Origin of the sequence: Celerinatantimonas marina (assembly GCF_046054165.1) — a bacterium.
Lineage (GTDB): Bacteria > Pseudomonadota > Gammaproteobacteria > Enterobacterales > Celerinatantimonadaceae > Celerinatantimonas.
Genome location: NZ_JBFNXK010000007.1, coordinates 1 through 24,461, shown reverse-complemented (window position 1 = coordinate 24,461; position 24,461 = coordinate 1). Strand labels below are relative to the sequence as shown.

Annotated in this window: 29 protein-coding genes and 1 pseudogene; 11 read left to right on the top strand and 19 right to left on the bottom strand. The window is 41.2% G+C overall.

Annotated elements, in window-relative coordinates; all coding sequences use genetic code 11:
- The first annotated feature begins 512 nt into the window (after positions 1-512).
- On the top strand, positions 513-1,478 hold the full coding sequence (locus ABUE20_RS09250; RefSeq protein WP_408619618.1) for a glycosyltransferase family 9 protein: 966 nt from the start codon (positions 513-515) through the stop codon (positions 1,476-1,478).
- 63 nt (positions 1,479-1,541) lie between these two features.
- Positions 1,542-3,104, top strand: a complete 1,563-nt coding sequence (locus ABUE20_RS09245; RefSeq protein ID WP_408619617.1) for an ArnT family glycosyltransferase — start codon at positions 1,542-1,544, stop codon at positions 3,102-3,104.
- Between the two features lie 224 nt (positions 3,105-3,328).
- Here the strand turns inward: ABUE20_RS09245 and ABUE20_RS09240 are convergent, their stop codons facing one another.
- The 4 genes from ABUE20_RS09240 to ABUE20_RS09225 all read right to left on the bottom strand — a co-directional run bounded on the left by ABUE20_RS09240 (position 3,329) and on the right by ABUE20_RS09225 (position 5,950).
- A complete protein-coding gene (locus tag ABUE20_RS09240; RefSeq protein ID WP_408619616.1) occupies positions 3,329-3,745 on the bottom strand; it encodes a winged helix-turn-helix transcriptional regulator in 417 nt (138 codons plus the stop codon).
- Entirely contained in the window at positions 3,714-3,914 is a 201-nt protein-coding gene (locus ABUE20_RS09235) for a tautomerase family protein (protein WP_408619615.1), read from the bottom strand. Before ABUE20_RS09235 ends, ABUE20_RS09240 begins: the two co-directional genes overlap by 32 nt.
- 132 nt (positions 3,915-4,046) lie before the next feature.
- Positions 4,047-4,646 carry a gamma carbonic anhydrase family protein gene (locus tag ABUE20_RS09230; RefSeq protein ID WP_408619614.1) on the bottom strand — a complete coding sequence of 200 codons (600 nt, stop codon included), beginning with the start codon at positions 4,644-4,646 and terminating at the stop codon, positions 4,047-4,049.
- 452 nt (positions 4,647-5,098) lie between these two features.
- Entirely contained in the window at positions 5,099-5,950 is an 852-nt protein-coding gene (locus tag ABUE20_RS09225) for an SDR family oxidoreductase (RefSeq protein ID WP_408619613.1), read from the bottom strand.
- Between the two features lie 114 nt (positions 5,951-6,064).
- Here ABUE20_RS09225 and ABUE20_RS09220 point away from each other — a divergent pair, with 114 nt between their 5' ends.
- A complete protein-coding gene (locus ABUE20_RS09220) occupies positions 6,065-6,466 on the top strand; it encodes a winged helix-turn-helix transcriptional regulator (RefSeq protein WP_408619612.1) in 402 nt (133 codons plus the stop codon).
- A gap of 84 nt (positions 6,467-6,550) precedes the next feature.
- Here the strand turns inward: ABUE20_RS09220 and ABUE20_RS09215 are convergent, their stop codons facing one another.
- The 4 genes from ABUE20_RS09215 to ABUE20_RS09200 form a co-directional block, all read right to left on the bottom strand.
- Entirely contained in the window at positions 6,551-7,078 is a 528-nt protein-coding gene (locus ABUE20_RS09215) for a (R)-mandelonitrile lyase (protein WP_408619611.1), read from the bottom strand.
- Between the two features lie 57 nt (positions 7,079-7,135).
- On the bottom strand, positions 7,136-7,606 hold the full coding sequence (locus ABUE20_RS09210) for a cyclophilin-like fold protein (protein WP_408619610.1): 471 nt from the start codon (positions 7,604-7,606) through the stop codon (positions 7,136-7,138).
- 298 nt (positions 7,607-7,904) lie between these two features.
- Entirely contained in the window at positions 7,905-9,098 is a 1,194-nt protein-coding gene (locus ABUE20_RS09205; RefSeq protein WP_408619609.1) for an MFS transporter, read from the bottom strand.
- Between the two features lie 345 nt (positions 9,099-9,443).
- Positions 9,444-9,923, bottom strand: a complete 480-nt coding sequence (locus ABUE20_RS09200; RefSeq protein WP_408619608.1) for a transposase — start codon at positions 9,921-9,923, stop codon at positions 9,444-9,446.
- A 224-nt stretch (positions 9,924-10,147) separates the two neighbouring features.
- Between ABUE20_RS09200 and ABUE20_RS09195 the strand changes: the two genes are divergently transcribed.
- Complete coding sequence (locus ABUE20_RS09195) at positions 10,148-10,864, top strand: outer membrane protein (protein ID WP_408619607.1); 717 nt, start codon at positions 10,148-10,150, stop codon at positions 10,862-10,864.
- 365 nt (positions 10,865-11,229) lie between these two features.
- Here ABUE20_RS09195 and ABUE20_RS09190 read toward each other — a convergent pair whose 3' ends face one another.
- Complete coding sequence (locus ABUE20_RS09190) at positions 11,230-11,706, bottom strand: Dps family protein (RefSeq protein WP_408619606.1); 477 nt, start codon at positions 11,704-11,706, stop codon at positions 11,230-11,232.
- 739 nt (positions 11,707-12,445) lie between these two features.
- Here ABUE20_RS09190 and ABUE20_RS09185 point away from each other — a divergent pair.
- Entirely contained in the window at positions 12,446-12,694 is a 249-nt protein-coding gene (locus tag ABUE20_RS09185; RefSeq protein WP_408619605.1) for a type II toxin-antitoxin system Phd/YefM family antitoxin, read from the top strand.
- Complete coding sequence (locus tag ABUE20_RS09180; protein ID WP_408619604.1) at positions 12,684-12,974, top strand: type II toxin-antitoxin system RelE family toxin; 291 nt, start codon at positions 12,684-12,686, stop codon at positions 12,972-12,974. The genes ABUE20_RS09185 and ABUE20_RS09180 overlap by 11 nt, the downstream gene beginning before the upstream one ends.
- A 205-nt stretch (positions 12,975-13,179) precedes the next feature.
- Here ABUE20_RS09180 and ABUE20_RS09175 read toward each other — a convergent pair whose 3' ends face one another.
- The 9 genes from ABUE20_RS09175 to ABUE20_RS09135 all read right to left on the bottom strand — a co-directional run bounded on the left by ABUE20_RS09175 (position 13,180) and on the right by ABUE20_RS09135 (position 19,599).
- Positions 13,180-13,941, bottom strand: coding sequence for a KilA-N domain-containing protein (locus ABUE20_RS09175; RefSeq protein ID WP_408619603.1), 762 nt, complete (start codon positions 13,939-13,941; stop codon positions 13,180-13,182).
- A gap of 718 nt (positions 13,942-14,659) precedes the next feature.
- Positions 14,660-15,853 (bottom strand): helix-turn-helix domain-containing protein, encoded by a 1,194-nt coding sequence (locus ABUE20_RS09170; RefSeq protein WP_408619602.1) that lies wholly within the window; start codon positions 15,851-15,853, stop codon positions 14,660-14,662.
- Positions 15,853-16,497 carry a hypothetical protein gene (locus tag ABUE20_RS09165; protein ID WP_408619601.1) on the bottom strand — a complete coding sequence of 215 codons (645 nt, stop codon included), beginning with the start codon at positions 16,495-16,497 and terminating at the stop codon, positions 15,853-15,855. The genes ABUE20_RS09170 and ABUE20_RS09165 overlap by 1 nt, the downstream gene beginning before the upstream one ends.
- Positions 16,498-16,821: 324 nt before the next feature.
- Entirely contained in the window at positions 16,822-17,076 is a 255-nt protein-coding gene (locus tag ABUE20_RS09160; RefSeq protein ID WP_408619600.1) for a Txe/YoeB family addiction module toxin, read from the bottom strand.
- A complete protein-coding gene (locus tag ABUE20_RS09155; protein WP_408619810.1) occupies positions 17,073-17,327 on the bottom strand; it encodes a type II toxin-antitoxin system Phd/YefM family antitoxin in 255 nt (84 codons plus the stop codon). The genes ABUE20_RS09160 and ABUE20_RS09155 overlap by 4 nt, the downstream gene beginning before the upstream one ends.
- Before the next feature lie 356 nt (positions 17,328-17,683).
- Entirely contained in the window at positions 17,684-17,920 is a 237-nt protein-coding gene (locus ABUE20_RS09150) for a hypothetical protein (protein WP_408619599.1), read from the bottom strand.
- A gap of 333 nt (positions 17,921-18,253) precedes the next feature.
- A complete protein-coding gene (locus ABUE20_RS09145; protein WP_408619598.1) occupies positions 18,254-19,174 on the bottom strand; it encodes a hypothetical protein in 921 nt (306 codons plus the stop codon).
- Between the two features lie 78 nt (positions 19,175-19,252).
- Entirely contained in the window at positions 19,253-19,456 is a 204-nt protein-coding gene (locus ABUE20_RS09140) for a hypothetical protein (RefSeq protein WP_408619597.1), read from the bottom strand.
- Positions 19,453-19,599 (bottom strand): phage tail protein, encoded by a 147-nt coding sequence (locus tag ABUE20_RS09135; RefSeq protein WP_408619596.1) that lies wholly within the window; start codon positions 19,597-19,599, stop codon positions 19,453-19,455. The genes ABUE20_RS09140 and ABUE20_RS09135 overlap by 4 nt, the downstream gene beginning before the upstream one ends.
- Positions 19,600-19,903: 304 nt before the next feature.
- On the opposite strand from ABUE20_RS09135, the gene ABUE20_RS09130 reads away from it, so the two are divergent.
- On the top strand, positions 19,904-20,161 hold the full coding sequence (locus tag ABUE20_RS09130; RefSeq protein WP_408619595.1) for a YfhL family 4Fe-4S dicluster ferredoxin: 258 nt from the start codon (positions 19,904-19,906) through the stop codon (positions 20,159-20,161).
- 37 nt (positions 20,162-20,198) lie between these two features.
- Positions 20,199-21,326 carry a DUF945 family protein gene (locus ABUE20_RS09125; RefSeq protein ID WP_408619594.1) on the top strand — a complete coding sequence of 376 codons (1,128 nt, stop codon included), beginning with the start codon at positions 20,199-20,201 and terminating at the stop codon, positions 21,324-21,326.
- A 24-nt stretch (positions 21,327-21,350) separates the two neighbouring features.
- On the opposite strand, the gene ubiT is transcribed toward ABUE20_RS09125, so the two are convergent.
- Complete coding sequence (gene ubiT / locus ABUE20_RS09120; protein ID WP_408619593.1) at positions 21,351-21,878, bottom strand: ubiquinone anaerobic biosynthesis accessory factor UbiT; 528 nt, start codon at positions 21,876-21,878, stop codon at positions 21,351-21,353.
- A gap of 142 nt (positions 21,879-22,020) precedes the next feature.
- Here ubiT and ubiU point away from each other — a divergent pair, with 142 nt between their 5' ends.
- The 3 genes and pseudogenes from ubiU to ABUE20_RS09105 all read left to right on the top strand — a co-directional run.
- Positions 22,021-23,019, top strand: coding sequence for a ubiquinone anaerobic biosynthesis protein UbiU (ubiU, locus tag ABUE20_RS09115; protein WP_408619592.1), 999 nt, complete (start codon positions 22,021-22,023; stop codon positions 23,017-23,019).
- 10 nt (positions 23,020-23,029) lie between these two features.
- Entirely contained in the window at positions 23,030-23,896 is an 867-nt protein-coding gene (locus ABUE20_RS09110; RefSeq protein WP_408619591.1) for a U32 family peptidase, read from the top strand.
- Between the two features lie 234 nt (positions 23,897-24,130).
- Positions 24,131-24,394, top strand: a pseudogene (locus ABUE20_RS09105) (IS4/Tn5 family transposase DNA-binding protein); the annotation flags it as partial.
- Positions 24,395-24,461 lie beyond the last annotated feature (67 nt).

Sequence of the window (24,461 nt, the reverse complement as noted above, 5' to 3'; positions counted from 1 at the left end):
GCGGCCCTAAGCGAACTTTTTCCAATACCTCGGATAATGCCCGAAATATCCCATAAATTTTCATTTTAAATACACATAAATTATTTTCAATAAACCTGTCACAAAAATTTCATATAGCAAGCTTATTCCCGTTCAACCCCCGATTTACAACGATATTAGTACGGTCACAGATCACATTACGCCAATCTATCGTATGTACATACCTCAATTAATAGGTATCTCTTAAGTAAAACTTCAGAAATGTAGATTAAACTATTTTTTAAATAAATTAATTATTAAATTTCAACAGGTTATAAATGAATATCTATAAAAAAATAGCCCTTAAAAATCGCTTTGAGTTGCAAACTATACTGCGAAAATTTGATAATTTTCGAAAAAAACAAATATCACCGCTATTAATTAACCTATTAAAAATAATTCAAAGAAAGGACAGCCTTCAGACAACGCTACTAACCCCAAAAGATATTCATCGAATCATCATTGTTCGAAGTAATCGTCGCATTGGTAACACGATGTTTTTGATTCCATTTGTCCGGCAAGTTCGCACTGTTTTCCCACATGCTCATATTACTTTGCTATTGAATGAACCCTGGCAACAACAATTTTTTAATCAACTCAATATTGACCAGTTTCTCTTCAGCCAATTTTCTCTTAAAAAAGTCAAACCATGCCTTCAATCATTAATCCATCTTGCCAAAGAACCTTATGACCTTTGTCTGACACCTTTTGGGTCATCACAAGATGCCATCTTAACGGCACTCATTGATGCTAAAAACAAAGTGGCTTATACCAGGGCCCGCTATAACGACGTATTCACCCATACGTTTTCTGCCGACACAGCCCAACGACATGCCGCTCTACACGCTTTAGCACTTTTACCACAATGGGTCGGATCCGCACCGAAAACCGTTTCCTATCAGCTCCATTTAACACCGGAAGAAGCACAATTAGGACATCAAATCCGTTCAAGCATGGCCTCGACATCGGAATACTGCATTGCTTTTTTCCGTGGAGCCCGGGGTAAAAAACGGTTAAGTGATGAAACATGGTTAAAGTTACTTTCTCGCTTTGAACAGGCAAGCCCACATCCCATTACCTGGATTGAAGTGATGGAACCTGGAATGGCAGTCCCATTAAGACCGGAATTGAAAAGCTATCAAGCAGGCAATTTGCAAGAACTCACATACTTTTTAAGCAGTATCGACACTTTCATCAGCTGCGATACCGGGCCACTGCATTTAGCCGATGCCGTGGATACCCCCTGCATTGGGCTCTATACACAGACCAATCCACAAGTATACGGATTATTAAACAAATACAGCGTACATATAGAGGATTTGGAGCATTTTGATGCTCGCTCTGTACTCAATATCACACGTGGCAATGAATACTATAAACCACTGCACATACAAACCCAGCGACCGATTAAAGAGGCAGAGCCTAAATTATTAACCTATACCAAATCACCTATTTACTGAATATAAATAAGACATCTGAAATATCAACACAACAAATAACATATGGATAAATGTGTGATTCCCATGTTAGAACATAAAAAAATATTATTTATTTCTGTTACTTTATCTCTTGCTTTTATTTTAATGGCTATTACCTATATTCCATTATTTCCTATTGATCAAACCCGATATATATCAGTTGCCTGGGAAATGTGGACCAGTCACAATTATTTGGTCCCACATTTAAATGGTTTACCTTACCCAGATAAACCTCCTCTATTATTTTGGATTATTAATATTTTTTGGAGCATTTGGGGGCCATCAACATTTTTAACACGACTGATTATCCCTTTATTGTCACTTTTTAATTTAATTGTCGTTTATCAACTTAACAAAAAAATTTATCACTCATCTTACATAGTATCGCCCCTTATATTAATGTCATTTGGTGGATGGTTACTCTACAGTAGCTTAACAATGTTTGATCTACTTCTAACCTTATTTATTCAGCTAGCCATGTGGTTCACGTTTAAATATTTTGAAAAAGAACATAAAATATGGATGATCATGACAGGCCTCTGTATTGGGTTAGCTCTCTTAACGAAAGGGCCCGTGACCTTTGTATTCATGCTCCCCTTTTTCACGTTTGTAAAACTATTTAAACTAACTGAGATAAAAAATTTAACCTGCTATAAATTTTTTATCATCACAAGTCTTATCGGTATCGTCATCATCTTGTTATGGGCTGTCCCTGCTGCGGCAGTTGGGGGGGAACACTACGCAGATGCCATTTTCTGGAAGCAAAGTGCCGGCCGAATCAGCCATTCATTTGCCCATAAACGACCATTTTACTGGTATCTGTTAGTCCTCCCTCTCTTATTATTTCCATTCACTTTTTTCAAATCATTATGGACCAATAAACCCTGGCTAATCACTCACTCAGGAGACAAATTTTGCTTAACTTTAATAGCCACTATCATTTTTATATTTAGTTGCTTTAGTGGTAAACAAATTCACTATTTATTTCCTATTTTCCCTATTATTGCTATCTGGATTTCTTCTAAACTAACTATAGAAAAGGCAACTATTGAGCCAATCATTATTTTACTATTAATCATAGCACCTATCCTTGTTATAACTAGTCCCATGTGGACTGAACATTTTCTTCATCAACACTATATCAGCAACCTACGAAGCTACCTTTCAATTATTCCAGAGTTAATATTGATATTGTCATTTCTGTTAACTTCAAAAATAAAGACGATTATTCTCAATACTGGAACGATTCCTGTTTGTATCAGTACCATCTTGATAGCACTCTCTCCTATTCTCTATAAATATTATAATGTACAACCTGAAGCCAAACTTATCGCAACATTACAACAAAAAAATATTCAAGTGAACTATATTGGTAAGTATCCCAATACTTTTGGATTCCTAGGTCATTTAAAAGAACCTCTAAATATTTTAAATACAGGTAGAGCCTCTTTAGCTGATTATCTGAAATCACATCAAGGGTATACGGTCTGGATAGAAAACAAAGCCATGCCAACATTAACCAATAAAGCTATTCTGTCATCGCCTTATCGAGGCCAATGGATTTATATCATTAAGAATAAGTTTTTATATCAATATCTAACGTCTTAATATTAAAAACAGGGTGCGGATAATCAAAGACCGTCATGGATCATTTGACGACCCGCACCATACTGACGTGACTAATCACTTGTACCTTGCTCATTCAAACGTTCATTTAAAGCGACTCATGCCAAACCATACGTATATACCGTCGTTAATCGCTCTTCAACGCAACATTTTAAGTCTCTAAACGACTGAAGGCGGCTGACCATTTACAACCAGAATCCCCGCCACTATTCATCTTTGGCTTGTTCTTGTTTGAGCCGGTCGCTCATTCCCGGACGCTCATATCCATAAACTTCTTTAGACCAAGTAGCAGACCAATCGGCAAGAGGAACAATATATGAACGAAGCTCTTTTCCTCTAGCCGTTAATATGTATCCTTCAAGGCTTTTCGCTACAATTTCAGCATGCCGTAAATCTTTAAGACGACTATTCAGAACTGAAGGAGATACCCCTCCGCAACATTTTTGGAGCTCTCTAAATGTACTGGGACGTTCTCCAAGATACCAGAGGATCCCCAATGCCCAACGTTGACCCAAAAGATCAAAGAGGGCATTAAGCGGTGAGCCAGAATTTGATCCTCTGACTTTTTTACCGGGTTGTGACACAGCCATTCTAAAGCGTAGCCTCAGCCATAATTTCAGCACGAGTCTTTCCTGCCAGGCCGATAGCATCATTGTCATATTCATCAATAAAAACGACAAATTTATCGACAGGAACCTTCGTTATCGCTGCTGCGGTTTGCGTCATATCGTGAATTAAACGAGCTTTCTGATCTTGATCGATAGGGTGAATCGCTACTGTAATAACAGGCATACATATCTCCTTTATAAAATAAAATTCCCAATTGCTACTAAATTAATAGCATGCTACTGAAAAGATAGCAAGCCGTGTTGATCGCTTTTTAATCCCCGCATTCGTCTCAAATGCAGATAACCCACTATTCACTCAACTCGTTTGAATTTTATCAGCCCAATGAGCCCCTAACATCTCAGACAGACGACCCGTAATTTTTTCCATCGTGACTTGTGAACGTTCGAAACCATACACCGTTAAAGGGAAATTTAACGGTTCCTGAATTTGCCAAATCTGTTCATATTGATCCGCAGGCAGGATTTGTACCGGATCCCCCACCGCGACCCAACCAATCGGAACCGTCGCGCCAGCGGGTAACACCGTTTTCAGATGAACTACACCATTGATACGAACTTCACTCCCCTTTCCAAGTTTGGATGAATGAAATACAGCCGCCCCCGTGGCAATAAACACTTCACTTTCAACAGTACAACCAACAACATGGGCATTAGGGCCAATTAAACAATGATCGCCTATCGTTAATTGATGCTGTTCCGAGCTACGCAGTACTGCGTTTTCCATAATGATGCATTCACAACCAATGGATATGCAGCCACTTTCCGCAATAATCTGAGCGCCATACATAATGCGACACCCCGGTCCAATTTTGACGTTTCCACATACCACGGCATTGGGGGCAACCCAGGCTTGCGGATCGATATCAGGTACCATTCCATTATGACTGACAAGCATCTTCATCCCCTTTAATCTTAATAAATCACCATATACCCAGTTCAATCAGTAATAACAGGCATATCACAGAGATATAAAATTTACAGTAATACGAGCTTGATCAGCATCATGCATCCGGCGTTTTCTGTATATTTGAATCAAAGCGTCATACAGTTTTAGCTCGATACCACGAATATTAAAACGATTTATCCAGAAATCTAAAAGCCCTTGCTCTTGAGCATAAAATTGACCATTTGAAAAGATGATTGCAGATAGCTTTCGTATATATTACCGATACTTATCGTTCGCAAAAACGCTTTTTGATTACGCCGCTACCGCTATATTGAATCGTAGAACATCGTCTAACTTATTGGAAATAGCTATTTTCGAAGAAAGAAGAGCCACCCTTTATCACTAACTTAAATCGTCATAAAGGATGACTCAGGACTCACGAGACCAAAGTGCTCGGTTATTTAAAGATGGGCTTTAACCATCTGCCGCAATGACTGCGTCGGATGATCAATTAAGCTACTGAGTACGTGGCTATCATCAAACAAGCCCCCTTGTGAAGCCCCGGTATCAGAATTGCCCAAGACTCCAGCCAGCGGAGCCGGAAGACCAGCCCCTTCAAGGGCCTTCACAAACTGGCTTTCTTCCATATCTATATACGGAATATTTTTTCCAGACTCTTTACTGATGATGGCACATAACTCTGCTAGGGTATAACTTTCATCCCCCGCGAGTTCATAAACTTTCCCACTTTGCGGCTCCTCGCTGGTCAACACAGCAACGGCAGCTTCAGCATAATCCTCACGAGCGGCTGAACTGATTTTGCCATCTTTCGCACAACCAATGAATCCACCATTTGCCAAAGCCGGAGCCACACTGGCCAGATAATTTTCCGTATACCATCCATTACGTAATAAAACATGCGGAACATTCGCTTGTTTTAAATACGCTTCAGTTTCGATATGCTCCTGTGCCAGAAGAAGCGGTGACGTGTTAGCATGCAATAAGCTAGTGTAAGCAATTAATTCAACACCAGCCTGTTTAGCGGCATTAATGACATTTTGATGCTGAACAATACGTTGCCCCACTTCACTTGAAGAAATCAGCAAAAGTTTTGTAACCCCCTGCAAAGCGGCTGTTAACGTATCCGGTTTGGTATAGTCAGCCTGACGAACTTGAATCCCCAATGCCTGAATTGATTTGGCTTTTTCAGGATTCCGCACTAATGCGATCACACGATCTTTTGGTGTTTTCTGAAGAAGATGCTTAATCACGAATTGACCTAACTGACCTGTTGCACCTGTTACAGCAATCATATTTTTATCCTCTGTTAACTCTAAATAACTCGATTTCATGTAGCTTGCCATATATACTTACTTTTTGTAAGTACGTACCTTTTAGTAAGTGTTGATTTTAGAAGAGGATATCGCATGAGCGAAATACAGCCGCTTACCTTAACCGATAAACTGAGTCGTGGTAATGTGCTTGCTAAAGAGTGCCCATCACGCGAGATATTGCAGGATGTCACCAGTCGATGGGGAGTTCTGATCCTATTTACCTTACTTAAAGGCACTCATCGATTTAGTGAACTCAGAAAAAAAATCACAGGGATCAGTGAGAAAATGCTATCTCAAACACTGCAATCACTTGAAGCCGATGGATTTATACTGCGCATTGCCCATCCCGTTATTCCTCCCCATGTTGAATATCAACTCACTGAGCAAGGGGGCATTGTGGCCCAAAAAGTAACGGAATTGGTCAATTGGATTGAACTCAATATCAGTGATATTTTGATTTCAAAAAATCATTATGCTGAAGGCAAATCTAAATAAAATCCGGTCAAAATAGCCTGTGTGGGCAAACCAACAAAAAAAGGCCAGTGAAGAAACACCGGCCCTTGCCATCATGATGGGTGACTAATCCTGCTGTGTAGCTTCCTTCAATGCCGCATTATATTCAGCATCCGTCACTTTCTGACCCCAAATCACATTTTTACCATCTTTAGAAGCGGTAATCACCAAATGCGTCATAGCTGCATCGGCCGTCGCACCATGCCAGTGTTCCACACCTGGTGGGCACCAGATTGCATCACCTTTATGAAACTTAAACACTTTACCATCTTTAGTCACTGTCAGTGCCGTTCCTTCAGTGACGATCATATGCTGCCCAGCCGGATGTTCATGCCACGCACTACGTGCACCGGGCTCAAAAGTTACATAAGCCCCTGAATAGTGAGAAACAGCGGTTTCAGGAAACAACTTTTGTACGTAGACATCACCGGTAAAATATTTTTCCGGTCCTTTAAACGCACCTTGAGTCCCCGCTTTATAGTAAACCTGTTCCGTTGGTATTTGCTGTCCATGATCATCAGCAGCATTAGCAACACCCGCCAGTCCGGTGAACATCACCGCTGCAATAGCCATTGAACTTCCCATCTTAATCATATAATCCCCCAACAATGATATTTGCTTAAAATCAGCGGTTATGGTTATAAAAAACGACTAGTCAGCCTCGATCAGCGCGATTCCAGACATGCGTCCGATTTCATCTTTCCCCGTTACAGAAATGCCAAGCCGATGCATTTCATCACCTGCGTAAAAATCATGATACAGCATAAAAACATCGCCCCAAGGCGCGTAATAGCTTAATTCCCCCTGTTGACCATCGTGATAAGCTTCATTAGCTTGGACGGGTAATCTTTGAGGTGGATAAAACATCCATTGCGCATCACGAAAGTTAGAAAGTTCCAATGAGAGAGGAAGTTGCTGGAAAAATATATGAGCCGCTTGAGTATCATAGAGTCGAAAAGTAGCATGATGGCCATTCGCAGTAACTTTAACCTGCATCGATGACAAGCTGAGGCCGTTCAGCTCACCGTTTTCTGAATTCATGGTTGCAGCATTTCCTTGAAAAGACATCACGACAATAAGCAGTAACCCACTAAAAAAACAAAGCGGTAATCGAATAAACATCCCGTCCCCTTTATTTCAATCAATGAGCGACTCGCCGACCCATAATTTTCAGAGCAAGCCATACAATGTCACTAGAGAATAGCCACACCGCTTTATTACCCTTGCTCAGGTTATAAACCTAAACCATATTGAGTATTACGATAATATAAAACGACAATTTGATCAGCCTTTTGACCTGCATAAGCTCAGCAAAATAACTCATAAATCTAGTTTTATAAGGGTAATATTTTCGGTTTTTCCGAGAATAACTCGCAACAGAGAACAGAGCTTAGAACAGCCCTGTTCTTGGCCGCTCTTATTATTTCAATCGATTTTGTTTTAGAGAAGCGAATGTAGCTATCATAGCAACAATCATCACCAATCCTGTTGTTTCAAGGTTGGCACTGATACCAATATGATCGATCAATGCTCCACTGACAATAGCGCCCAAAGTTGCCGCAATTTGCAAACAAGCAGAAAACAAACCGCCGGCACTATCCGCTGCATCAGGTAACGCACGTGTGATCCAAGTTGACCAGACAATCGGTAAAACAGCGCCCACGAATCCCCAGCTAGCAATTAATGGGTAAACAGCCAGACTTAAACCATGCCCGGCTAACATGAGAAGACTCACCGCGATCATAAGCAGTGGCATCCCTATCAAGATCTGTTTTAACGCTTTTTGGGCCAAAACCCCGGTGAAAGTGGCCCCCATAAAACTAGCAACGCCAAAAAATACCCATGAAATGGCAACCTGACTAATATTAAAGCCCAGATAATTTTCCATATAGGGGCGCATATAGATGTACAACATCTGATTCGCAGTGAAACTTAACAACATGGCTAAAAATGCCAATTTAGCGCCGGGGCGGTTTAAGGTTGCCAATAAACCACTATGGTTCTCTGCTGTATGATTTGGGACTGATGGTAAAGAAAACCACTGCATAAACAATACAAATGCAGAGATTACTGCCACGCCGACAAATACGATTCGCCAGCCAAACTGCCCTCCCAAATAGCTCCCCAGCGGAGCAGCCAGAATCAGTGCCAACGAAACTCCTGAGAAAATTATCGATAGCGCTGAAGCCACCATTTTTTCAGGGACTAGTTGCATGGCTACAGCCGTCATAATGGCCCAGAAGCCACCGATAGCAAGACCCAACAAAATTCGGGCGCATAATAACAAGGTGAAATTCGGAGCAATAGCGGTTAACACACAGGCAACCACTTGCATCACACTAAATCCCAAGATCAGATTACGCCGATCCATCCGCTTAAGAAGCGATGGCAAAAACAGCCCGGAAATCATCGCCATGATAGCGGTAGACGACACCATTTGTCCGGCTGTTCCGGTTGAAATATTTAATTCTGCAGCAATTTGAGTCAACATGCTGACAGGTAAAAGTTCCGCCGAAATCAACGAGGCCACCCCTAACATCATTGCCATGATGGCCCACCATGCAGACCCCATCGAAGGGTTCTGGGAAGCAATGGATTCACTCGAAATGCTCATGATTGTACTTCTACTCCTTAGATAAACCGACAGACCTTATCAGGGCTCAATCAGCCTCATAAATAAGGGAGCATTAGTATATCGGCTCGGCTTTGGATCTGATTGCCTTATCTGCGTTGATTATTGCCTGATCCTGCCATCCATCTAAAAAATAGGTAACCAAGTTCCCAATCTATCACGCCAGAAAAAAACCACTTCCCCTTCTTTAGCCCATATTCAAATAAGGCTTTCCAATGGGAAATGAGTTAAAAAAGGCGATTATTCTCAATGAGATAAATAAAGAAATAGGTATAGATAAAATGAATAATAGTCATCTTAAATAGAGATGCTCTGTCCACATTCCCATTAATGAGACAGCTCTAAAGTAGAGTTTTCCAGTTGTTTCCGGTAAGCCGCCGGTGGCAGATGACCAATACTTTCATGCGTTCGTTCTTCGTTGTAATCCAGTCGCCAGAACCACGCCATTTCTTGCACCTGCTCCAGTGATTCAAATAAATAGGCATCTAAAAATTCTCTCGTTCCTTCATCAACAATGTTCAATGTTCGGAAACGCTTTCCGCAGGACAATCCATCATGCATGAAATCTAATACCCACTGATGATTGGCCCTGGCTTCAACGTGTAATGGATGGGCCATACGCTTCGGTAATACTCGTTTAACCTGTCGCAGTTCTGATGCGTCCATTCCGCCATATTTTGATTTCCATTTGTAATAGGTGGCCGAACTCATGCCATGTTTGCGACATATATCTTCCACCTTCATCCCGGCATCTACTTCTCTGAGGATATTGACGATCTGAGTTTCAGTAAATCGTGATTGTTTCATGGTTCTCTCCTACATCTATCAGTGTAGAAAACTCCATTTAATTTTGTGTCAGTTTAGGGGAGGTAGACAGCCAGAATTCTGGCCTTGGTCAAATAGATAATTATTAATACTAATTAATGATTTTGTCTTTATCCAAAAGAAACAACTTGTTACATACACATAACCTCGCTAGACTCGCCCGCTTATTTCCCTCACGAATTCATTTTATAAAAAGGAATTAACTCATGCAGAAAGTCGTCATTGGTGGTCTTCTGTTTTTATCTGCTAGTGCCTCTGCAGCGACAATGCCTACAGGGCTCTACGGCAAAGTAGGTTTCGGTCAGAATTTCGGTTTTAATAAAGATACAACTATTAATCAAAGCTTCGGTGGAACTAGCGAAAAATTCAAAGATCACCTCGATTTTAAACGCAGCAATAGTTATGAAATTGCTCTGGGTTATCGCTATCCTCAACTATCTTGGTTGACTACTGAAGTAGCATTAAGCTACCACTCTAAAATGGATATGCGCGGTAAAACAATGGTTGGCAGCTCCGAAACATATGATCAACCTAGCCAGACTTCTATAAAAAGCACAACCTTAATGTTTTCTGGCCAAATCGATTTAGCGACTTACTTCGACCAAGACAAATGGCTGTTGCACCCATATGTCGGTTTAGGCGTTGGTGTTAGTCATAATAAATTGGAAGATTCCCGCGTTCACTACCGCACATCATTCGTCCGTTTAAATACCAATGATAGTCATACAGACTTTGCTTGGCAGGCTAAATTAGGCGTTACTTATGCCGCAACCCAGCATATCGTATTAGATTTATCCTATGCCTATAATGATTATGGTAAAGCAACCTCAGACAAGGCTAATTATTTAGGTTCAACAGTAAAACTGAGCGATATTGATTACCGTACCCAAGAAGTAATGCTTGGTATGCGTTATTTCTTCTAGTCAAAAGTTTAAAGATAGACAGATATAGCAATTGGCTATGTTATACCAAGGTCAGGATTCTGCCCCTGGTTAAATTTACAGCTGCTGCCATATTTGGCATTTAATCCCAACCCATTGTCATCACCGTTCTGGCCGTAGGCAAACGTGAACCAAGCGAAGTATCTCAAGCGATTAGACATTAACCATGTTTAAGGTCTGATTTTCCCTTCTATTGGAGGGAAAATCAGAAGCGAGCGGCTTAAAAATTACAAGCAGCTTTTTCTAGTGATGAATACAGTTTGGCAACGGATTGCCAAATAAAATAAGACCCGCAATCAATAAATACACTGCTATTCGGTTAAACAACCCAATAGCAGTGGCTTAATTTATTCTAACAAACTACGCAGCATCCACGCTGTTTTTTCATGTAATTGAATACGTTGAGTCAAGAGATCAGCTGTTGCTTCATCATTTGCTTTGTTAACCACTTCATAAAGAGAACGAGCAGTTCTAACAACAGCTTCCTGACCAATAACTAGATTTTTAATCATATCTTCAGCTTTTGGCATAGATGTATCTTCATCAATCACCGTCAATTTCGAAAATTCGTGATATGTTCCAGGAGCGAAGACACCTAATGCTCGAATACGTTCGGCGATCAAATCAACCGCTAATGCCAGTTCATTATATTGGGTTTCAAACATGAGATGTAATGTGTTGAACATTGGGCCAGTCACATTCCAATGATAGTAATGCGTTTTAATATAAAGCGTATAAGTATCAGCTAAAAGGCGCGATAATCCTGAAGCAATTTCAATACGATCTTTTTCATCAATACCAATATTAATTAGAGATGAGTTCATAACACAGTTCTCCTTCAGTAGTAGGTGTACAAATCAATTCCCTTTATAGAGGAAATTTTTTCTAAAATCAGATTTTTTCCTAATCATTATTTGATATTTATCAGTAATATGATGTTTAAATTTCATACATTATTTTCGCACTTGATTGCTGATGCTTGACCCTCATTCCAGAAGAGAGAATCGAAAATGGTTAGAATGGCCTAAGTAACATTGAGCTGGCTGATATAATCACGGATCAGTTTAGGGAAAATGGACACACGCTTTTAGTGGATTAAATATGACATAAAGCTAATGATATTTATCCCGAATGTCGGTAAAACAGCCCCCCTATATGTCATTCACAGAAATGATGCTATCAGTAATTTTTACATAAAATCAATCAGTTATATTTTATATATACACCTATTCAAGTCACCGGTACCACAAAATCAAATTGTAATACGACAAACTCTCTGTAAACCGTCCCCACGCAAGGGATTTTAAATTTCTCGTTCAAGTGAGAAATATCAGACACTTAACTAGCCATTTCATAATATAGAATGCTTTTATCGAATCTAATCCCATGATTTTAAATAATAAAAATCATTATATTATGAAGGATTAGAGTATTTTAGTGAGCCTTATACCACTTATTCTTTCTCATACCAACACAACCGATTTTCGCATTACACGCAGGCTTGCCTTATATCAACCGGCCATCTAAAATGACCTAATTAAAGACCATTTAAAAGGGCTATCTATGGCATCAAGAATCTTAACTGATGTTGCTGCGAGTATCACTGAACTAAAAGCAAATCCAATGAAAGTTGTGCAGAGTGCACACGGCGAACCAATTGCAGTTTTAAACCGTAATGAACCCGTATTTTACTGTGTCCCTGCTGAAGTTTATGAAATGATGATGGATAAACTTGACGATCTTGAGCTGGTAGCAATCGCTAAAGAACGCATAGAGGAAGAAAGCATTCCGGTTAATCTCGATGACTTATAAACTCGAATTTAAGAAAAGTGCTCTCAAAGAATGGAAAAAGCTCGGGGCAACTGTTCAGCAGCAGTTTAAAAAGAAACTTTCAGAGCGCCTGATTCAGCCGCGAGTGCCATCAGCAAAACTTTCCGGTGCAGAAAGTTTATATAAAATTAAACTCCGTCAATCTGGATATCGACTTGTTTATGAAGTTCAGGATGACATCATTGTCATCACTGTTCTGGCCGTAGGCAAACGTGAACGAAGCGAAGTCTATCAAAAAGCTTTTAAACGATTGGACGATTAGCCAAGTATTGAACGCCTGAATTCCCCTCCTTTAGGAGGGGAAAATCGGAAGTGGTTAGTGGCGGCCTAGGTAGCGCTGGGCTTGGGTTGCGTAATCTCGGGTAAGTTTGGCTAGGTTCTCTAACTTCTGCTCTTTCATTTCTAGGTGATAGCGGTGCGCCTGCAGTTCGAAGTGGGCGGATTGGAGACGTTGAAGCCGGCTTTTTCTAGTTCGAAGAGTAATTAAGAGATCGCAGAGGGTGAATCAGAGGCATCGCCATAGAGCAATGGCTAAGGAAGTTCCACGGTTTGTCGAGGTCTACATGATTAAGTCCCCTCACCTCAAATATTTTCCGGTATTGGTGCCACCAACTCATCGGGAAATTCAGGTTGAGTTTTGGCGCAGCCAGTGCGGCTTGTTTGCCGATAAACTCCCCTTCTATGGCATCGAGATAATCAACTGCTTCACTCACCTGCTCTGGCAACAGCTGGTTGATGTGTTGAACATCGAAGCGTTGATGAACGAGTTTCCAGATATCCGGATAGATATTGGCCACGCCTGTGGTAATGAGTCGTTCGGCGGTTTGGCGCAGAGGTGTTAATTGTTCGGCGGTGCATTGGCGCAATTTAGGTTGTGCTTGTTCTGTTGCCGAAACGAGGGCATCGTATGCACGGATCACCTTTAATGCGAAAGCAGCACTAATCCACATCGCATATGAATAAACCAATTCTTTGCATACATACGTTCCACCATATCGACCTTTGCGAGAGCTCACAGGGTTAATAACTTGAGCCGGATTATTTTCAAATACACAGATCTGTGTATTTAGAATTTCCTGAATAAGGTCATTTGTTTGATCAAGTCGAAGCCATGCTGCTGGCTCATGTTTACGCTCGCCACCAGAGGCTTTATGAAGATCATTAAGTGAATAGCGACCACGAGGATCTTTGTGGATAGAAATATCGGAGATAGTGATATCAGTTGGCATGATAGCCTCCTATTGAGATGCTTATATCACCACCTAACGAGACCAATCATCGGGTGGTGAGCTGAGTAAGATTGGTCTTACCGCTCAATAGGATACGGCGCGCCGAAGCGCTCTCACCCAGCCCACCATAGAAACGAGCCGAATCGCACATATAAAAAAACCAGCACAAAGCTGGAACTATGCGCCTATTGATAGCGGGAGACCAATCCCGACACCGGATTTTGCCAGTAGCTTACTACTATCGCACAAAACCAAACCAATAGCAAATACAGCTTGACAGCATTAGAATTTAATGATCTACTACGCAGTAGATTGAGTATTCTTACCAAAGCCCTATATCCCGTATAGGCAATATAAATGTTACACGTTTAAGCTTCAGTCTTGTCAACGAACAGTTCTCAATCACACAGATTTAAAACTCAAATTGTAAATGAGGATTAATGGATGGAAAAATCTATTCCGATATAGCTAGAAATTTAACTCTAATTGACTTGGTGAGGGCTAATGTCATGTGAGTTAATAATAGAAATTATTGTTCATATTCTAATATCATCAATACTTACTTCAATATTCCCACTTGCAGATCCTTTTACTATCGAAATCATATCTCATATGATAATTATTTGTATAAAGAGAATCTATAAAGCCTATAAAAGGAGAAAAAATAACAAATAGGTAATTTTATCGAGTGTGTATATTACACACTCGTAATATATATTCATCGTTCAAATTTATATATATTATTTGCAATGAATTTATTAGTTTTACTATTTTCTACATTGTTTTTCTTGAATGTAAGTAAGTTATCTACATCAATATTGTCACTAAAGAATCCTTTTGGCAAATCTGCGAACTCTTCAATCATCGATTCCTGTAACCCGAGTATTTCAAGCAAATCAGCTTTACTCATCCCTGCATTCACAAGCATATCTACAGCTCGATGAAGTAGTTTTGGTTTTTCTGGTCGCACTTGCTCATCGTATGGCTCTTTTGATCGCCACCCTTTGGCAGAGAGATTTTTGTACAAATTAGAGTATTGAAGATCTGTCAAAATACCTAATGAATGTGCTCTAAAAATCATTGCAGCCATTGAAACTTTCCATCTCGGTTTTAGAGTTAGAAATGTTTCTAATGTTGGCGAGTTTAATTCTTTAGCAAAACCTGATTCAGGTAATAACAAGCTACTTGCAAATAAATTAGCTTGTCTTTCTATTTCTTTATGATTTTGAATCGTTAATTTCTCAACAGGCATAGAACGATGAAGTACCATATGACCTATCTCGTGCGCTAAATCAAAGCGGCTACGAATCCCATTATCTTTATCTGAAGCTAATAAAATATAAGCTCGTTGATCATCAAAGTTCCAATTCGATAATCCATCCAGTTTATCGTAACCTATTTCGCTTCGAGCACAAATAACACCTGAACTTTCAGCTGATAGCATTAAATCCTTAATTGGTCCGGAACCTAAACCAGCTACATTTCGATACTCTAACGCCATTTCTTCGATTTCTTCATCAGAAATGGATGTAAAGGGTTTGTCTAATGCTGGCAATTTATATTTTGGCCAATCAACAAATTTTTCTAAGCTTTGGCTCAGTTCAATAATCCAATTAAGCTTAGTTTTTGTGACTGTACGACCACCTTTTGTCGCAGCAGAAAGAGCTCGATAAAAATAAGCTCCGTTTACCAACTCATGAACGGGTTTTAAAAACCAATGGGATGCTTGCCCTAACGCAGATGCTAGAGCCTGTAATTTATCCTCTTGCGGGTTTTGCTTACCACTTTCCCACTGCGTCACCGTTGCGCTAGAAACATTCACCAAAGTTGCTAATGCAACCTTGGTCAGTCCTAAAGCTTCTCTAGCTTGCGTCAATCGCTGCGGTTGAAATCCACCCACACCCGTTTTCATTATTCACCGTTACCTTGTTTGTTTTCTTGTTCCTGAAGCACAATTTTTAAGACAGGCCATGCAGCATCCGCTTCTTGAACATCTTCTGATTGATACTGTTCAATCATCTCGTCAATTGAAAGCCACGCATGATAATCCGACCAATCAGAAAATGGAACAGCTATAAAGATTCCTTGAGGGACTCCTTGCTGTGCTGCTTGGGACTCAGGCTGACTTACAATGATTACAACATGCAGTTTGCCACGTATATCTTCATTGTCATCACGAAACATATCTGGGGTATATGGTTCTAAAATTGTATTTCCCATAGCGAGGAGTTTTCGATGCGCTGCTGCTCGGACACGTCCATTAGCCTTTACTGCCACGTGAGAAATGACAATATTTTCGTGCTCCGAAACTAAATAGTGTTCTCCTAACGGTCTGGTCTGACGAACTTCTCCGCCTACTTCAGCTAAAACTTCATCAGTAAGATAACGCAGCATTTGCGGTCTTAACCGACCTTTTGGGGTATGGGTAATTTGTTCTGTGAGGAAGTTTTCAGCAATACCATAACGAATATAGATCTGTTCGCGGATGCACTCAAAGAAGCTACATTCAATATTCTTCGCAATGAACCCCATAAGCTGCGTGTTAACACTTGCCATTAACCATTCCTCACATATCAACTTTAGCTATCCCGAATTATACTACAAAAAATTAAGTTTTAAAGGGAATGGTTGGTATTCTTTAATTACACTGGGAAGAAGATTCTAGATTGTGTGACACGTCACGCCCCCTACCTCAACCACCATTTTGCTAGTTTTGGCTCTGCCGTTGGTGGTGACTTAGGGGGCTAAAAATTTTTTTATCGCGCGCTGTGCATTCGTATAAAGCATTTAGAGGCAAGAAAGGACCCGCTACACGTTCATGCAGATGTAAAAATGACTCACAAGCGCTGAGTATTTAAATGGGTTCTGATTGAATGCTTTTTAGTAATGATATCGACACTGAGCTATCAGAACTTCGCTCTCTTTAACTTTATAAACAAGCCGATGTTCCTTATTAATTCGTCGTGACCAATAGCCTGTCCATTGATGTTTTAATGGCTCAGGATCGCCAATGCCTTCAAATGGTTCTCGACTTATTTCTTTAATGAGCTGATTGATGCGTTTTAATATCTTTTTATCGGTTTGCTGCCAGTATAAATAATCTTCCCAGGCACTGGATGCCCACACTAACATCATTCTTCAATCAGCCCCTTTTCACTACCATGACCACTTTCTAATTCAGAAATGGCCGCGTTAAGCCGCTGTGCGTTCTTAGGGCTCGCCATGAGATAAGCAGTCTCTTCATAGGCTTTGAAATCTTCCACGCTCATGACAATCGCAGGCTTGCCATTTTGGCGAGTGATCATCACCGGCTTGTGATCATCATTTACATCATCAAGCGTTTTAGCTAACTGCGCTCGAAATTGTGAATAGCTCATTACATCCATCATACACCTCATTATAAGTACGGATTTTTGTACTTGTACGTATTATGGTACGGATATGATTTTATCACAAGCCTTCAATAAAAAACTGATAGCGGTATTCCATTCCTCCCATCGACCGATGCACACCCACCCGACTCACATACTTTTTGTCATAAAGAACTCTAATCAGGTGGCCAAATTCACTTGGCCACTACACACAGGAGGTCAATAATAGGATAGTCAGAAGAGTGAGAAATTTTTTTAACATATAAAGTCCATACCATAAGATTATCGATAGTAACCATATCGGACTTTACCACATAACCTAATGATTTATTGATATTTTCAACATATTGATGTAACCATCCATTCTGGATCTACAATTGCCGAACTTGCGTTCGAGTCGCCGTGTGTTGGCTGATTTGAAACACATCGCGCTTCACGTTGCCAAGGTAAACAGTATACTGCTCGCCTTTGGGCGGAATACCGTCAATATCCGATGAATTAATAGTGAGTGAGAGCGAATCGCCCTCAGTGCCGTTGCCATCTTTTAGATGCCACGACTGAAGCCGATCCATCATTAGATCGGCATTTTTTCCGGTTAGTTTGAACATGGGAAGGTCTCAGAAATGAAAAAGGCCACCGAATGGTGCCTAGGGGGAATGAATGATAAAGAGAAAAACTAAAATTTATTCATTTTTTGGTAAAAAAAATGCAGACATTTTTTTTCGCCATAGAAGAACAATAACATTCCTAAAAAAACGTGCAAACCTAACATTAAATATTTATGAGCAATGACATAATCTGCAAATGCATATAATTTTAGATAAACGACAATAAAGAAAACTGTTACGGAAAAAACCAGAACAACAAATGTCGAGGAAAGCATCACACAAGTTTCCACGCCACTTACAGTGATTCTTCCCCGCTTAAGGAAGCAATAAATATTAAAGAAGATCTTCCACATACTCTAAGACGCCTTTAAGTTCATGTTCATAAAGATAGATTAATGGATTTTGATTTATCCCTTCATACTCCATACCCATCTCTATACCATAATAGATTAATGATGCAGCGACTCCCCATGGGCCTAAGAATCCAACAACAGTAGCTATAATGTCAAATATACCACTCAGCGCTCGAATTTCTAACTGCTGTGTTGATGCACCTTCCTGCCACATTGTATATTCATCATTAATAGTGCTACCAATAATAATAAGCAACCCTGCTGTGCCAGCAACCCTACTCCAGCGTTCACCCTGTAAAACAACCGTTCTATAAAACCTTAACTCGTCAGTGAACATTACACGTTCTGTTGCCAATTTGTTTTCAGCTTTTATTTGAGCCGCACTAGCAATAAACCCAACTGGACTATTTATATTATTATTAAATATATTTAATTTTTGTTCTAACTGATTTATATCTTTCTCCCAAGGTTTTAAACCTGATCGGTCTGAATCCGTACCCATTTCATTATTGATATCAGGAATCTGTGTCCCATGAACAACATTGGTTTGGCTATCTTTTGCCCAGTGAATCGATGGGATATCATCCTCAGGGTCAACTTGCTGAGTATGAAGAATACTTTCGGCTGTATATTTAATCGCAGATAATTGCCCTCCTACCATCGAAAGCTGGGTCGCTTTATGTCGAAGATGAGAAATAATTGCCTCTTTACTGGCTTGAGGTGAACGCTGATAACGGTCAACTAACTGAGAACACCATACCTGAGTGCCATACAATAACTGCTCTCTTAACAATGGAGCATCAACACATTGAGCCCCATATGTCATCATTTGCGAAACCAATGCATCACTGTGCATCTTTAACTCTTGAACATCTTCAACTTGAGGATAATTAGCTGACATATTAAAAACCTACTTGCTTAGGTTAATCAATAATGACAAATCGATTAATAAAATACATCTAGCTATCATCTAATAGAACTAATCCCAACTCCTCGTCACTTTCGTTTCTTTCTGGACACCTGCCCTGTTCGGCAAGATCACAGTCATGGTTTTGGGAAAGATCGCTTGGCGGATTTGCGGATTAAGCTCATAGAACTCCGCTTCAAGCTGGTCATTATCATCACCGAGTTGTTGGTAAAGCAGATCCGTGACCAGTTGCCCTTGTTTGGCTTGAACCTTCATTGGCGATACTCCTCAAGCTGTAAATCCACATCGGTCACCATCGCTTGGCCATTGTGGATCAAATGCGTTTTGCCTTCGTGCAGGCTCTTGATGGTCCATTGGCCTAAGTTGTGGCCCGTTCCGGTGCTCATTTGCTGTGGCATGTCAACTATCGCGCAAATCCGTCACATGATCGGCGGCGCTGAATGGATGCTCTCTGACATTCATCTTAACCTTGTGCTTTCTCAACGTTGACTAAGCTTCGTAAAAAAGTATTAGTTTCATATTTCTCTAACCGCTTTTGCCCTGTATGATCAAACATATGTTTGTAGCAATCCCATTGTTTAGGAATTGTGATACACATCTATGAAAACTACGGTATCGAGCTTCAGAACGATCACCGAGAGAGGATGTGAATTAATCCGGCAATTTACCAAATTTTATAGGTTATTGAACTAGTTAATCGATATGGCATTACTCATTAAAGACAACTGCATCGACTGTGATATGTGTGAACCTGAATGTCCCAATCAGGCCATCAGTTATGATGGGGAAAAGACCCGAATCGATCCCAATCGCTGTACGGAATGCCAGGGACATTATCCTGAGCCAACCTGTATGAAAGTTTGTCCTATCGATTGTATTATCGTCGACCCTGCACATCAGGAAACAGAAGAAGAGTTACTTGAAAAATTCGTGATACTGCATGTTAAAGATTTGCAGTAATCTTAATTTATTATTTTGACCATAGGGAATGGGTCCTATGCTGGTGCGTCGTTTATTTTGGCCTCTGCTGATTCTGATTGTTTTTAGCATCATCATTACTGTTGTTTTGCCATTTGCCAATGGTTGGGCGAGTCATCGGCTGTTAACACAACTCAGCCAGTCCCATCTGGTCACTGAAGTCAAACCCTATCAATGGGGATATTTAAGCAGTGAGGGGCACTATCAGGTCATATTGGCCGATCAGATCCCCCGTGATATCACGATAAAAGTTCATCAATGGGGATTTACACCTTCAGCCGTTGTTCAACTTGATCAACAAACTATATTGACAAGCCAATGGCAATGGCACCCGTTTTCACTCTCGATTAGCGGGCAACATCGAATCCATTCTGACTATAAATTATTTCAGGCTACTCGCCTGAATACACAGATGAACCTGTCACAAATTACCAATCAGATAGCAATCCCTGATTATCAAGGTGATTTATTTACGATCCACCAATTTCAGTTCACTTCGGTGATGAAACTCGATCAGCCAAAAACGACTAAAAATGGTCGATTACAATGGAAACATCTATTCCAGCTGGCACAATTACGCTTTCAAGATAAAGAGAATCAATTTGAGGTAGATGGGATCAAGGGGCAGATTCAATTAACCAATGGGCAACCATTATCAAACTATCACACGCAGCTATTTTTAGATAAATTACATTGGCGTAATGGGGGCCTCCCCCTCGACCTTAAACAAAGTGAAGCCCAAATCACGATGCAGGCCTCTGATAATGCCATTACTCGTTTTAACGATTTACGGTCTGATTTATCTCATTGGCAGGAACAGCTCTCACCGCTGGTCGCTCACGGGCTCACGATTCATATTGATCCGCTCCATCTGGCAAACAGTCAGGGACATTTAGATCTACAAGCTTCTTTGGCGATCAATCCAACCAACATCGGTCACTCGACACTAGACAGTGTCTTGCTTTTGCAGAACAGCACCGCAGAGCTGCATGCCACCGCAGATGCTCCATTTTTAGAAAGCATTATCCCGAGTCAGTTTATGGGCTGGATCGAACAAGGGCTACAGAACCACCTAATTCAGCAAAAGGGCCACCAGCTATCGGCTGATTTAAGCTATCAGCGCGGCGAACTTAAACCCAAAAGTTAAACTACCGCGCTTGAGGTCGTATGCTCAGGCCGCATGTTCCGGAACTGGAGTCGCTTCTGCAGCAGTGGAGGCAACCCAGCCCGATGCTAAATCCAACACTTGAGAAATAAGATGCGGTAACTGATCATAATCGATGTTATCCAGTAGATTTTTGACCTCTAATCCTAACTGGGTATCCCCCTCGATCACTAAGCGACGATGGAAAAATAACGTATCAGGATCTTCCTTACGCCCCATCATCAGCACAAAGTCATTTAATTCACCTGAAAACAAAACATCATAACGAACTGTTTTATCGGCAACGACAATTTGCCCATTTTTGCACGTAATGAACCAACGCCCACCGATATCACTAATTTGCAGAGCAACCCAACGCCCCTCCAGAAAATCGAGTTCGCCTTCATTTATGGACTCTTTTAATAACTGATTGAGCGCCAATTCAAGCACTGGACGCTGCAAACTAAAAGGTACTAAAGTCACTGGAACACGTAACATACGAGGCATATTTTCAACAACCCGATGTTTAAGTCGTTGCACGAGCGATAGCGGCATTATGGTCCCTCTATTCATTTATAAGTCATATAACTTAGCTTATATTATCTAATTATCGGGCACTGAAACCTGAACTGAATCAAAACAAAATCAGCTCGATCTCATTACAATAGCGCCATGATTCAAATAGTAGTTTATTATTATGGAGTTATTGTGTCCTGCGGGAAGTCTGCCTTCCGTAAAAAAAGCAGTCGATGAAGGGGCGGATGCCGTTTACATCGGATTCAAAGATGCAACTAATGCTCGTAATTTTGCGGGACTCAATTTTACGGGGAAACGGCTAGTTCAAGCGGCGGATTACATTCATCACCACCACCGCAAATTGCATGTAGCCATCAATACCTTTGCGCATCCGGGCCAGCAAAAAATCTGGAATCAAGCGGTGGACAGTGCGGTCGACTTAGGAGCCGATGCAGTAATTCTGGCTGATATCAGTTTGCTGGAATATGCCGCGACTCGATATCCGGATCTGGAAATCCATCTATCGGTACAAGCTTCTGCCACCAACACGGCGGCCATCGACTTCTACCATCATCTATTCAACATCAAACGAGTGGTGCTGCCTCGGGTACTATCCATCCATCAGGTTAAACAATTGGCGCGGCTTCGTCCGGATATCGAATTAGAAGTCTTTGCCTTTGGTAGCCTGTGTATCATGTCCGAAGGTCGCTGCTATCTATCCTCTTATTTGACTGGAGAATCGCCGAATACAGTAGGGGCCTGTTCACCGGCAAGTTTTGTTCGGTGGCAACAAACGGATCAAGGGCTGGAATCACGCCTTAATGAGGTATTGATTGACCGCTATGATCAAAATGAGTCAGCGGCCTACCCCACTCTGTGTAAAGGCCGTTTTGATGTGGATGGTCAGTGCTTTCATGCGTTGGAAGAGCCGACCAGCCTCAATACACTCACCATGTTACCAGAGTTATTTGCCGCCGGTATTTCCGCCGTCAAAATCGAAGGTCGCCAACGTAGCCCGGCCTATGTCGAACAGGTGACCCGAGTCTGGCGTCAGGCGATTGATCGCTATCTGGCTGATCCGGAACATTATCAAGCTCCAGAAGAAGGTATGGCCACACTTGGAAAATTAAGTGAAGGCCAGCAAACCACCTTAGGCGCATACCATCGTGCTTGGCAGTAAGGAAAAATTCATGCAATACGCCATTGGGCCAATTCTGTATTTTTGGCCGCGAACTGAAGTTGAAGCATTTTATCAGGAGATTGCAAAAAGCGATGCGGATATCGTTTACTTGGGGGAAACGGTTTGTAATAAACGCCGCGAACTCAAAGCAAGCGACTGGATTGCACTAGCCAAAGCGGTGGCCGCCTGTGGGAAACAGGTGGTTTTATCCACTCAGGCTCTGCTACAAGCGCCATCAGAGATCAATGAACTACAACGTTATTGTGATAATGGCGAGTTTATGATCGAAGCTAATGATGTGGGCGCTATTGAACTGATCCGTGCGCAAAAACTGCCTTTTGTCTGTGGTCCAGCGATTAATGCCTATAATGCAGCAACGCTTAAAGTGCTCATTGGCCAAGGGATGCGACGTTATGTTATGCCGGTTGAACTCTCTCGTGATTGGTTACAATCACTGCTAAATGAACTTGAAGCGCCCTTGCGAGAGTCTCTGGAAGTGGAGGTTTTTGCTTACGGGCATCTGCCGTTGGCCTACTCGGCCCGCTGTTTTACAGCTCGGTCACTCAATCGGGGTAAAGATGACTGTCAGCTGTGTTGCCTGGATTATCCTGAAGGACGGCTAGTCAAAAGCCAAGAAGGACAACCCGTTTTTGTATTGAACGGGATCCAGACCCAATCCGGGCAGTGCTACAACTTAAGTCAGGACCAAACATCAATGGAAGAACTGGTTGATGTGATCCGAATCAGCCCAAGCTACCAGCAAACCCTTCAGGTGTTAGAGCGCTTTAAACAAGCGGCTCAGGGAGAAAAATCGCCATTAGGTGATGATGTAAATGGATATTGGCATCAGCTGGCTGGGCTCAAACAGCAGTTGTAACGTGATTGCCATACAGTCACATTTAGCTCTTACATCAAAGATTGAAGTAAGCTGAGCATAAAAAACACCATCATGGGCTCTCTCTTAAACCCAAGTTTTGCTCATAAGATAGCCGCCAAAGGCGGCTGTCTTTTATACAGAAGTCCCTCACATGATGTGAGGGACTTTTTTTGAACTAAATTCTTGCTTCACGATCAGAGCTTCAACGGATGGGCTTAGTTGAGGATACCTGAAATGATAAAAAGCAATAATGATTGGGCTGAAGAACAATTTGGGCATGCTAAACTTGGAGACCCAAGAAGAACGGCTAGACTCGTAAAAATGGCTTCAGACTTAGCTCAGCATCCAGGCAAATCGGTAGTCAAATCTTCCCCTTCACCAGCAAGCATGGAGGGTGCTTACCGGTTTATTCGCAACGATAATGTTTCCTCAGACGATATTGCTGAGGCCGGTTTTAATGCAACAGTCAATCAAGTTCACCATTACCCTATAGTGGTTTAATGATCCCGGACACCAATTAAGATGGTAAAGTACGTGCCATAGCAAGAGGTGTTCTATGACAAAA